Origin of the sequence: Alkaliphilus metalliredigens QYMF (assembly GCF_000016985.1) — a bacterium.
GTDB classification, from domain to species: Bacteria; Bacillota; Clostridia; order Peptostreptococcales; family Natronincolaceae; genus Alkaliphilus_A; species Alkaliphilus_A metalliredigens.
Genome location: NC_009633.1, coordinates 3,192,615 through 3,203,949, shown reverse-complemented (window position 1 = coordinate 3,203,949; position 11,335 = coordinate 3,192,615). Strand labels below are relative to the sequence as shown.

Genomic DNA, 11,335 nt, shown 5'->3' with positions numbered 1-11,335 from the left:
TATTATTCTTCTGCTAGTTTTTCCTCTAGTAGTTGCTTCTGGTATAACTCATAATAGAGACCCTTCTTCTTTACTAATTGGTCATGGGTTCCTTGTTCCACTAGTTTACCTTCATCTAAAACAATGATTTCATCACAATCTTTGATGGTTGAAATCCGATGGGCAATCACTAAACTGGTTTTTTCTTTCATTTCTTCAGCTAGACCAGCTAAAATCTTTTCTTCTGTATCAGTGTCCACGGCTGAAAGTGAGTCATCTAAAATAAGAATTTTAGGATCCTTTATCAGGGCCCTAGCCATAGAAATACGTTGTTTTTGGCCTCCTGATAAGGTGACACCTCGTTCACCGACAAATGTTTCATATTGCTTAGGAAAATCCATAATATTATTGTGGACCTGAGCAATTTTAGCTACATGGACTACTTTTTCTTGTAGATAGCTATCTTTGCCAAAGGCAATGTTTTCAGAAATGGAGGTGGAAAATAGAAAGCTATCTTGATCAACATACCCAATGGTATCCCGTAGGGATTTTAAAGTAATATCAGCAAGGGGGCGGTTATCGATCAAAATTTTTCCTTCATCAATATCGTATAGACGAAGTAGTAAACTAGCGATGGTGGTTTTGCCACTACCGGTTCGACCGATAATTCCAATTTTCTTGCCTGAATCTATGGTTAAAGAAAAATCCCTTAAAGCATACTCATCACTTTTAGGATATTTGAAGGACACACGATCAAACACAATTTTACCTTGAACGAATTCTAAGGGCTGAGCCTGGGGCTGGTCTGTGATCTCGGGTTTTGAATTGAGAATTTTGTTGATGCGCTCCATGGAAGCGGCTCCTCTTTGGAGGATATTGATCACCCATCCCATAGCCATCATGGGCCAGATCAGAAGGCCTAAGTATGTATTAAAAGCAATAAAATCTCCTAAAGAGATATCACCATAGATGACTAGCCTACCCCCATAAAAAATAACAATTAAGAAGCTCAATGATGAGATAAACTGAACAAAGGGATGAAACAGACCAAAGAGCTTAACGAGGTTCATATTACGATCAAAATGTAGCTGATTTTTTTCTTGAAATTTATGGATTTCCGCATCCTCTTGAACAAAGGATTTCACAACACGAATCCCAGCTAGATTTTCCTGCACAGTATCCGTCATAAAGGAGAAGGCCTCTTGAACTGACTTAAAGCGATGATTGATTACCTTACCCATTTTAGCGATGGTAATGGCTAAAAAAGGAAGAGGCAGAAGGGCAAAAACTGTTAGACGCACATCTGTCGTCAGGGCCATCATACTAATGGCAATGACTGTCATAAATACAGCATCAGTAACCATCACAATTCCTGGACCTAGGGCCATTCGTACTGCATTGATATCATTGGTGGCATGGGCCATTAAATCTCCAGTTTTATGGTGATTGTAATAATTAGAGGATAATGACTGTAGGTGTGAAAAGAGCATGTTCCTTAACTCATATTCTAGTTTTCTGGAAGTTCCCATAATATAAATCCGCCAAAGAAATCTAAAGAAAGCAATTCCCACACCAATGAGAACTAAGTAAAGTGAATACATGAAGAGGTCACCAATAGCTAATTGGTTTGCAGAAAGACGGTCTGTGAAATGACGTAATACTTCTGGAATTAAAAGCTGAAGACCATCTACGAATAAAAGCCACAAAATTCCCAAGATATAGTACCACTTATTTTTGATAATAAATGGTTTTAAAGCCCTAAAAGTTGACATATCATTCACCTCGATAAAATTTAGATTACCTAACTTTTTAATGTATGCAAAACAATTCCTCTGTCATTTTTGTTCTGTACTGAGGTATAATCGAAAACACCTCGGAAATAATAGTGGAATGAAATGCTATTGATATGACTACCCATTTATAAGTAAGTCTACTATCAATTATATAAATAATCTATAAGATTCATTATATAACAAAAATATATGTTGTATACTCATTTATCAATGAAGATATCAACATTAATGCTAAAGAAATGGGGGAGAACAGATGGAACAGACACGAAAGCAAGAAAATACAAAAAGATTACAGATTAACGCAATTGAGCAATGCATTGGCTGTTACTCATGTATGTTAGCCTGTTCGACTTCGGTTTATGAAGATTTTTTTATAGGGAAAAGTGCCTTGACGGTTAAAACAAGTGGAGGCTATCAGGGACGAGTTGTGGTGAACATTTGTCATGGCTGTATGATTCCCTCCTGTGCACAGGCCTGTACTGAAGGGGCCTTGGAGTTCAGAGAAGGTGGAGGCGTACATTTTAATGAAGAAAAGTGTACAGGCTGCAGAAAATGTCAATTGAATTGTGTTGCCCAAGCAATAAAATTTGATTATGAGACAAAAAAACCAATCATCTGTCGGCAATGTGGCATATGTGCTAGAAGATGTCCACATCAAGTCATTTCCATGGAGGCAAGGATATGAGAGAAGAGGGAATCCGTCTTTTGTACATTGACTTAAGTAGTAGAACCAGTCAATTATTGATTAGGAAGGATCTAATGGATTATATAGGGGGTGTTTCTTTGGGAACCCAGCTTCTCAAGGAATATTGCAAACTACGGGGAGAACCATTGGCATCTGAGCAGCCAATTATCGTGACAAAAGGACCCATGAATACCATATTTCCAGTTGTCACCAAGGCCTGTACCATGTTCAAGTCTCCCTTGACAGGAGAACTAGGGGAGAGCTATGGCGGGTTAAGATTAGCTATGGCCATGGGGGGAGCAGGGATAGATGCCATTGTCATGGTAGGAAGCTCCCAAACACCCATTTATATTCATATAGATGGGGAAAAGGTACACTTTAAAGAAGCATCAGCCCTTTGGGGTTTGAAAATAGATGAAACAACCCGACTGCTACATGAGCAGAAGGGAATGTGGGGGATTCGATCCATCATGGTAATCGGTCCAGGGGGGGAGCGGGGTGTGAAATATGCCTCTGTTACCGTAGATAGCTTTAGGCATTTTGGAAGATTGGGACTGGGATGCGTTATGGGAAGTAAGGGTCTAAAAGCCATTGTTGTAGAAGGAAAAAAAGGACATCCCATTGAACATAAAGAAAAATATCGAGCTGTGTACCAAGAAATCTATCACAAGGTAACGGAAACGGATTTAATGGAAAAATATCATGGAATAGGAACTTCGATTAATATTAATGTGTTGAATGATATGAAAGCACTACCCTTTAACAATCTTCAAAGGAATCAGTCGGTTCACGCCAATGAAATTAGTGGAGAGCGCTTTGCAAAGGAGCGGTTAATCAAAAAAATTGCCTGTAGTGGGTGCCCCATTGGATGCATCCATATTGCACTTTTGCGGAAACAATTTGGAGAACCTCATGAATATGGAAGTAGTACAATTTCCTATGATCATGAATTAATCTATGCACTGGGGACTATGTTGGGAATACTGGATCTAGATGGTGTGTTAACATTGATTCAGTCAGTTGAGGAAGCTGGTCTCGATGCCATTACAACGGGAGTGCTTCTTGCTTGGATGACTGAAGCCTATGATAAAAAACGATTAAGTGCTGAAGAGACCATTGTGGTCCCACATTTTGGAGAAGTAAGGATCTATGAAAAAATGATTAGCTACTTAGTCACGCAACCCAATATTTTTTATGAATCAGCAAAAGAAGGAACTGATTTTTTGTCTAAATTATACGGTGGAAGAGAATATGCCATGGTTTTAGGAAAAAATGAAGTGGCAGGATATCATACGGGGTATGGCAATATCGTTGGTCAGGCTGTGGGTGCTAGACATTCCCATCTGGATAATGCAGGATATGCAGTTGATCAAGAAATGGATGATTCCCAGATAAAGCAAATGGTTGAAAAGCTAATAGAAGAAGAAATTGATAGAAATCTACTCAACAGTCTTGTTATCTGTTTGTTTGCCAGAAAGATATATGATTATCCAACGATTGTCCAAGCATTAGAGAGTATTGGTTATCAATATAATGAAGAACAGCTTAAAGAGATGGCCATTAAAACATTCTTAGAGAAAAATGAATTAAAGAAGCAAATGGGATTTTCATTAGATCAGATTGAAATTCCAGAACGTTTTTTTGAGACGGAAGCTGCGGGGAAAAAATTGAAGCGTGAAAAGGCAGAAGAGATGCTGATGATTTATCAACATGAGGTAGAGAAACTGCATAATTCTTATTATAATTAGCAAACTAACAGTGAGGAGGTGTTGAGAATGAACATGAATACTAGAGACATAATCACAAAGAAGCTTTTAGATGCACAGGAGATGGTGAGAGATTTTGAAATGTTTTCAAAGCATGTTGAAGACCAAGAGGTATTGGAAGCCTTTAAATCCTTTGCAGAAGAGAGTGGCATGCAAGCACATAAGCTTCAGGCCTTAGCAGACAAATATAGACAAGAATAAAGGCAGGCACCACAACCATACTTGAGATTGATGGAAAACCCTCATCTTCTTTATTGCTCCAGGAGCCTAGCACCCTTGCGTAAGATTTACGTCGCGGTTGCTGGGCATTCTTGCGTATAGAATAACGACTTCAGGGAGTGTTGCTATATTTTTATCAAGGGTGTATCAAGCTGTTTGTTTTATGATATAATACAATTGTATCGAAACAAAAATATAAGGGGAATGTATATGGAGTTCTATGGAGAAATAAAATTAGATAAGGAAGATTCTCAACACCTTTACATTCAGCTATATAAGGCATTGAAAACACTTATTTTAAAGGATAATATAAAGGGAGATCAACGACTTCCGCCTATTCGTAAGCTAGCTAAAGCATTAAGTATCAATGTGGTTACGGTAGTTAATGCCTATGACATTCTTGAAAAAGAAGGATTTGTATATAAAAAAATAGGAAGTGGCACCTATGTTTCCCCGCAAATCTTAGGGTCAAAGGAAAAAATGATAGGGGTCCCAGAGGAAGAGGGGTTTTCATTAATTGATCAAGGGTATATACAGGTAGGGGAAAATATGATCAATTTTGCAAGTGCCACACCTATGCCAGAACTCTTTCCTGTTGCAGACTTCAAGGCAGTTTTGAATGAAGTACTAGATCGTGATAAAGGGTATGCATTCGGATATCAAGAAAGCCAAGGATATTACCCCTTGCGTGAAATATTAAAAAAATACATACAATCCTATGGAATTGATACGGAAATTGATAATATACAAGTAATTTCTGGAGCCCAGCAAGGAATTGATCTGATTGCTAAAGGGATATTGAACTACGGTGATACGGTTATTGTAGAAAGTCCTTCCTATACTGGTGCCATTGCAGCATTTCGCTCTAGGGGAGCTAAAATTGTTGATATCGCCTTGGAGGAAGATGGGATTCTATTAGAAGAGCTAGAAAAGAAAATAATTATCCATAGACCCAAATTAATTTATATCATGCCCAACTTTCAAAACCCAACGGGTATCTCCTATAGTGGAGAGAAGAAACAGAAAATACTTGAGATTTGCAGGAAGTATCAAGTGGTGGTAGTAGAGGATGATTACTTAAGTGAGCTGAACTTTTATTCTATGAATAATCAAACATTAAAAGCCATAGATGTACATCAGCAGGTGATTTATATTAAAAGTTTTTCTAAAATATTTATGCCTGGATTGCGATTAGGCTTTCTTGTGATCCCATCACGGTTCTATGATCAACTGATTGTAGCCAAGCATTCATCGGATATCTCAACACCAGGGCTGTTGCAGAGAGCTTTCGCCCTCTATCTTGAGAAGGGCATATGGCAAGGGCATTTATCCTACATGGAAGAGCAATACAAGGAACGCTTTGATTGTATGGTTCAAAGTCTAAAGAGAGAGATGCCCAAGGAAGTACAGTGTTTACTCCCTAAAGGGGGGGTCAACTTCTGGTTGACACTACCCCAAGGCATTTCTCCTAAGAAATTATATGAAGAAGCATTAAAGGAAAATATTGTATTTGCACCTGGGCATCTGTTTTTTCTAGGAAAAGAAGATTTTGGACAATTAAGATTAAGCATTGCTGCGGTATCTAAGGATGAGATTGAGGTGGGTATTGAAAAATTGGGTAAAATAATCTCAAAGCTATTAATAAAGGAAAGTAAAAAGAAAGAATCCTTTGAACACTATAAACCGATTTTATAAGGCCGAGGAGCTAATCAGGGGGGAAACAATGAAAAAAATTAAGATCATTTACAATCCTAAAGCAGGAAGACAAATGGTTCAAAAAAATATACCTAGGTTGGTGGAGGTTTTAGTAAAACAATATCATGAGGAAGTTGATTCTGTTGCCACACAAGGACCAGGTCATGCCGAGGAGCTAGCCTACCAAAGCTGTCAAGAAGGATGGGACCTTATTGTTGCGGTTGGTGGTGATGGGACTGTCAATGAAGTGGTCAATGGTATGATGAGCTGTGAAAAGCAATGTCCCTTAGCCATTTATCCCGCTGGGACGGTTAATGACTTTGGCAGTCACCTACAAATCTCTAAAAAACCAGAAGACTTTGCACGTATGATTGTAGCGGGACATCGTCTCAATGTTGACGTAGGAAAAGCAGGAGAGCGCTATTTTATTAATGTGATTGCAGGAGGATTATTACCCAATGTGGCCCATAATGTTTCTACTGAAGCCAAGACAGTATTTGGGAAGCTTGCTTATTATATGGAGGGAATCAAGGAATTTCCAAAACAATTGTTTGAGACTTTAGACATTCAGTTTCAGATTGGAGAGGAAATATATGAAAAGGAAGTATTATTCTTTTTCATGACAAATAGCCCTAATGTGGGAGGGTTTAAACATGTGGCCCACAATGCTAGACTTAATGATGGAAAGTTTGACCTTTTAATTGTAGAAAGAGGTCAAGTTTTAGATGTGACAAAGCTTTTTTTTAACGCCATAACTGGGAGACCAAAAGAGCAACCTATCTTAAAATACATTCAAGTTGAAAAGATAAGGATACACAGCAAGGAGCCCTTACACATTGACATTGATGGGGAAGAGGGAGAGCTACTGCCCATGACATTCAAAGTAAACAAAGAAGCGTTGACAATCCTTGTACCTGAAGGCGTACATTATTAAAGTCAACTAAAGTAAGATGATACGATGGAAAAAGCCTAGGACCACTATCCTAGGCTTTCTGTTTTTCCTGACTTTTACTTTGGGTTTCAATCATTTTACAATTTCCATGAAATTGTGCATTTTCATCCACAATAAATGATTTAACTTCGATATCGCCACAAAGTATACCAGTAGCAGTGATTCTTAACTGCTCTGAGGTATGAACATTCCCTTCTACCTTTCCAGCTAATAAAACGTTACTACCATTAACATTACCTGTGATCAGACTGGTTTCACCAAGGAAAATATCGCCTTTGACATTGATTTCACCATCGATCTTACCATCGATACGAACGGTGCCTTCTGCATGAAAGGTTCCCACAAATGAAGTATTTTTGCCGATGAGTGTATCAAATTTTTCATATTGAACTTCCTGCTTTTTACTAAACATAGAGTGCCTCCTTATGGCGTAATTTAATAAAGTACTTATTTAATTATGGAAAGTGGGTTTACGGGCGTCCCATTGTAGCGGATCTCAAAGTGGAGATGGGGGCCAGTACTACGTCCAGTGCTTCCCATTTTAGCAATTAATTCCTCTTTTTCTACTGAATCTCCCTGGGACACCAGATTTTCTCTATTATGTGCGTAGACTGATGTATAACCATATCCGTGGTTGATAATAATCATATTACCATAGCCACCATTGTATCCTGAATAAGTAACGATACCACTACCGGAGGCAAGGATACTTGTATTTGATTGGTTAGCAATGTCGATTCCTTGATGAAATTCCCTTCGACTTCCAAAGGGACTGTTTCGATATCCAAAGGAAGAGGAAATTCTACCTGTAGCAGGCATGAGATTAGGAACTGCGTCGATATACTGTAACTGCTCTTCTACGTTGTCGATTAAGCTGTGCATACTCTCCTTTTGACTTTCAATCAATTGTTCTAAATGCTCCAGTTCATCGGAGGTGTAGCTTGTAAAGGAAGTTCGTAGGTCGGATCTGGAAACCATAAAAGAAACTTCAGGCTCACTGGTGACATGATCTGTTTCAAGTCCAACCATATCTAAAACCTTATTTTGAAGATCATCTAGACCGGAAAGCCTTTCTTGGATTTGAAAGGATTGTTCTTGTAAGAGGGCCATTTCTGAAGCTTGGACAAAATTGATCTCCTCTAAAGAATGGATTTCGTTTTTAAAACTGGCAGCTTCCAGATTGTTTTGTCTAATGACACTGGAAAATAAAACAGTACAGATTAACAGAATGATGAAACTTGAGAAAATCAATGGTGGGACCCAAAGGGATAAGGCGTATTGCTTGACCTCTTTTGTTGCATCCGGGATGACTATTAATGTGATTTTTTTCTTTTTTGGGCGCGCGAAATGTTTAAATTCTCCAAACAACATGATCTCATCCTTTCGTTAATAAGTCTGACCTAAAAAGATTCTATAAAAAAATCTAAAAACCTGCTTTTCACCTAAAATTTTCTAGAAAAAGTTGTGAACATACGGAGAAATGGAGAAAGAGTTGATTGAGAGAGGCTACTCATTTTTTAAAATTGCGTATCTGTGGTAATATAGAGCTATAGAGAAGATGGAAAATACAAATTTCGATTAATCCATGTAGGAGGTAATGATGAATAAAAAAGAACATGATGAGCGAATCATAGAAATAGAAAAAGAACTAAGATACTTATGTACTGTTATTAAGCAAAAGGGGCGTGAAATTCTAACGGATTTTCAAATTACGCCTCCTCAATTTCAAGCGTTACAATATTTAATCAGTGAGGATAGTCTGACAATTGGAGAACTAAGCAATAAAATGTTCTTAGCCTGCAGTACAATTACTGATTTAGTAGACCGGATGGAAAAAAATGACCTAGTTAAACGGGCACGTGATGAAAAGGATAGAAGAGTTGTGCGTATTGTAGTTCTAGATAATGGACATGAAATCATTAACCAAGTGCTTCATGCCAGAAGAAATTATTTAGAAGAAGTGTTGCTAGATGTTTCCTCAGAACAACGAGATTCTGTTTTACAAGGAATTTCTTTGATCTATCAAAAATCTCTAGATAATATGGAAGAAAAGTAAATCCTTTAGCGTGGCAGATTCTAAACTGAATAATATACCTCCCAAAGTTCAATAATAAAACGAGAATCAAACTAAAAATGAATTAAATTTTGGGAGGTGTATTTTGTGAAAAGAAAAGTGGCTATAGAAAATTCATTAGGCGATGTGAAAACATATTTGCAGGAACAAGGATTTCAAGTGGAGGAGCTCCGTGAAAATGCGAACTTAGATAGCTATGATGCTGTGATCGTAACAGGACAAGATAGTAATATGCTAGGCATGGAGAACGCTGTAACCAAGGCTCCTGTCATTACTGCTAGGGGACAATCAGCAGAACAAATCTATGATCGAATAAAAAGAAGCTTCGAATAACAAACTAAATATAATTAAATACAAAAACAAAAATCTAAGCATATCTGCTTGGATTTTTGTTTTTACATTTCACCCATTAAATCAATAATCAACATGGGCATCGTACATAATACCTATTAGCACGGCAAAGCTTTAATCAGATAAACTACTAAAATAATTTGAAGACTTATAAAAAAATTGAAATTAAGAAGGAAAATCGTCTGTTAAGCTAGAATATTTAAAATATATCAAAAATATTTCAATTATGCATTTAGCAAATAAAGTTTGGAGGGATTATCGTGAAAAAAGTGAGTATAAATGGAAATGATTTGACCCTAGAAGAAATGATTATGGTTGCTAGAGAATATTGCTCCATTACAATTGAGCCTGAAGCCATGGTACGAGTAGCCAATACACGGAAAGTAGTGGAACGTTATGTGGAGGAGGAACGGGTTGTCTACGGGATTACAACTGGATTTGGTAAGTTTAGTGATGTGGCTATTTCAAAGGATCAAACTGAAATGCTACAACGAAACTTAATCATTAGTCACGCCTGCGGTGTGGGAGAGCCTTTGAAAGAAGAGGTGGTTAGAGGCGTACTGTTACTAAGAGCCAACGCCTTAGCCAAGGGATACTCAGGTGTTCGTCCAAATACATTGGAGACATTAATAAACATGTTAAATAAAGGCGTGCATCCTATTATACCAGAAAAAGGGTCATTAGGATCTAGCGGAGATTTAGCGCCCCTTGCCCATATGGTTTTAGTGATGATGGGAGAAGGAGAAGCAACATATAAAGGAAATAAAATGTCGGGTAAGGAAGCAATGGAGAAAGCGGGAATTCCTCCGGTTGTATTAAGTGCAAAGGAAGGGTTGGCATTGATCAATGGAACCCAAGTCATGACGGCTATTGGTGCACTGTTAATCTATGATTGTCAAAAACTAATCAAGTTAGCTGACATTGCAGGAGCATTGACATTGGAAGCCCAAAGGGGAATTATTGATGCATTTGATCATAAGGTACATCGGGTTAGACCCCATCAAGGGCAGCAACAAACTGCTCAAAACATCGTGAATCTTGTGGCAGGAAGTACTTTGATAACACGTCAAGGAGAAGTGCGGGTACAGGATGCTTATACCTTAAGATGTATTCCTCAGATTCATGGTGCCAGTCGAGATGCCATTATGTATGCTGTGGACAAAGTTAATATTGAAATTAACGGAGCCACTGACAATCCATTGATTTTTCCAGAGGAAGATGAGGTGATCTCTGGAGGCAATTTCCATGGACAGCCTATGGCCTTAACCTTTGACTTTTTAGGAATTGCTATTGCTGAGCTAGCCAATGTATCTGAAAGACGTATCGAACGACTCGTGAACCCACAGCTAAGTGGACTCCCGGCCTTTTTAACGGCTAAAGGAGGGCTAAATTCAGGATTTATGATTACACAATATGCGGCTGCTTCCTTAGTTTCTGAGAATAAAATATTGGCACATCCTGCAAGTGTTGATTCAATTCCATCATCTGCTAATCAGGAAGATCATGTTTCTATGGGAACAATTGCAGCACGGAAAGCACGTTCAATCTATGAAAATACTGTTAATGTCTTAGGTGTAGAGCTCATGGCTGCCAGTCAAGCTGTTGAATTCTACGACGGATATGAATTAGGAATAGGAACACGTAGGGCATATGACACCATCAGAAAAAGCGTAGCACATTTAGACGAGGATCGTGTGATGTATGTAGATATGAATCGTTGTGCGGAACTGGTTTTTAACCATAAAATTGTTGATGAAGTGGAAAAAGTGGTATCAATACTGTAGATACGTGAACTCATTTTAGTAAGCTGAAACATCGAAA

The 11,335-nt window shown here is 38.1% G+C and carries 11 protein-coding genes; 8 read left to right on the top strand and 3 right to left on the bottom strand.

Annotated features, from left to right (window positions below):
• Positions 1-2: 2 nt before the first annotated feature.
• Positions 3-1,694 carry an ABC transporter ATP-binding protein gene (locus tag AMET_RS15540; protein ID WP_242661307.1) on the bottom strand — a complete coding sequence of 564 codons (1,692 nt, stop codon included), beginning with the start codon at positions 1,692-1,694 and terminating at the stop codon, positions 3-5.
• 331 nt (positions 1,695-2,025) lie between these two features.
• Here AMET_RS15540 and AMET_RS15535 point away from each other — a divergent pair, with 331 nt between their 5' ends.
• From AMET_RS15535 to AMET_RS15515, 5 genes are all read left to right on the top strand, one after another.
• Complete coding sequence (locus AMET_RS15535) at positions 2,026-2,457, top strand: 4Fe-4S dicluster domain-containing protein (protein WP_012064263.1); 432 nt, start codon at positions 2,026-2,028, stop codon at positions 2,455-2,457.
• On the top strand, positions 2,454-4,205 hold the full coding sequence (locus tag AMET_RS15530; RefSeq protein WP_012064262.1) for an aldehyde ferredoxin oxidoreductase N-terminal domain-containing protein: 1,752 nt from the start codon (positions 2,454-2,456) through the stop codon (positions 4,203-4,205). Before AMET_RS15535 ends, AMET_RS15530 begins: the two co-directional genes overlap by 4 nt.
• Positions 4,206-4,232: 27 nt before the next feature.
• Positions 4,233-4,424 carry a hypothetical protein gene (locus tag AMET_RS15525; protein ID WP_012064261.1) on the top strand — a complete coding sequence of 64 codons (192 nt, stop codon included), beginning with the start codon at positions 4,233-4,235 and terminating at the stop codon, positions 4,422-4,424.
• A gap of 228 nt (positions 4,425-4,652) precedes the next feature.
• Positions 4,653-6,137, top strand: a complete 1,485-nt coding sequence (gene pdxR / locus AMET_RS15520) for a MocR-like pyridoxine biosynthesis transcription factor PdxR (RefSeq protein WP_012064260.1) — start codon at positions 4,653-4,655, stop codon at positions 6,135-6,137.
• A 28-nt stretch (positions 6,138-6,165) separates the two neighbouring features.
• The gene (locus AMET_RS15515; protein ID WP_012064259.1) at positions 6,166-7,071 is read left to right on the top strand and encodes a diacylglycerol/lipid kinase family protein; all 906 of its coding nucleotides are present in this window, start codon (positions 6,166-6,168) and stop codon (positions 7,069-7,071) included.
• Between the two features lie 49 nt (positions 7,072-7,120).
• On the opposite strand, the gene AMET_RS15510 is transcribed toward AMET_RS15515, so the two are convergent.
• Together AMET_RS15510 and AMET_RS15505 are read right to left on the bottom strand one after the other, a co-directional pair.
• Entirely contained in the window at positions 7,121-7,501 is a 381-nt protein-coding gene (locus tag AMET_RS15510; protein WP_012064258.1) for a bactofilin family protein, read from the bottom strand.
• A gap of 35 nt (positions 7,502-7,536) precedes the next feature.
• Positions 7,537-8,460, bottom strand: coding sequence for a M23 family metallopeptidase (locus AMET_RS15505; RefSeq protein WP_012064257.1), 924 nt, complete (start codon positions 8,458-8,460; stop codon positions 7,537-7,539).
• 226 nt (positions 8,461-8,686) lie between these two features.
• Between AMET_RS15505 and AMET_RS15500 the strand changes: the two genes are divergently transcribed.
• The 3 genes from AMET_RS15500 (at position 8,687) to hutH (ending at position 11,298) form a co-directional block, all read left to right on the top strand.
• A complete protein-coding gene (locus tag AMET_RS15500) occupies positions 8,687-9,145 on the top strand; it encodes a MarR family winged helix-turn-helix transcriptional regulator (RefSeq protein WP_041720905.1) in 459 nt (152 codons plus the stop codon).
• A 105-nt stretch (positions 9,146-9,250) separates the two neighbouring features.
• A complete protein-coding gene (locus AMET_RS15495) occupies positions 9,251-9,496 on the top strand; it encodes a YkuS family protein (RefSeq protein WP_012064255.1) in 246 nt (81 codons plus the stop codon).
• 278 nt (positions 9,497-9,774) lie between these two features.
• The gene (hutH, locus tag AMET_RS15490; protein ID WP_012064254.1) at positions 9,775-11,298 is read left to right on the top strand and encodes a histidine ammonia-lyase; all 1,524 of its coding nucleotides are present in this window, start codon (positions 9,775-9,777) and stop codon (positions 11,296-11,298) included.
• Positions 11,299-11,335: the final 37 nt, after the last annotated feature.

Excerpts from the sequence above, each read along its gene's own strand:
- AMET_RS15535 (WP_012064263.1), top strand. The coding sequence starts at position 2,026 with ATGGAACAGACACGAAAGCAAGAAAATACAAAAAGATTACAGATTAAC.
- AMET_RS15530 (WP_012064262.1), top strand. The coding sequence starts at position 2,454 with ATGAGAGAAGAGGGAATCCGTCTTTTGTACATTGACTTAAGTAGTAGA.
- AMET_RS15525 (WP_012064261.1), top strand. The coding sequence starts at position 4,233 with ATGAACATGAATACTAGAGACATAATCACAAAGAAGCTTTTAGATGCA.
- pdxR (WP_012064260.1), top strand. The coding sequence starts at position 4,653 with ATGGAGTTCTATGGAGAAATAAAATTAGATAAGGAAGATTCTCAACAC.
- AMET_RS15515 (WP_012064259.1), top strand. The coding sequence starts at position 6,166 with ATGAAAAAAATTAAGATCATTTACAATCCTAAAGCAGGAAGACAAATG.
- AMET_RS15510 (WP_012064258.1), bottom strand. The coding sequence starts at position 7,501 with ATGTTTAGTAAAAAGCAGGAAGTTCAATATGAAAAATTTGATACACTC.
- AMET_RS15505 (WP_012064257.1), bottom strand. The coding sequence starts at position 8,460 with ATGTTGTTTGGAGAATTTAAACATTTCGCGCGCCCAAAAAAGAAAAAA.
- AMET_RS15500 (WP_041720905.1), top strand. The coding sequence starts at position 8,687 with ATGATGAATAAAAAAGAACATGATGAGCGAATCATAGAAATAGAAAAA.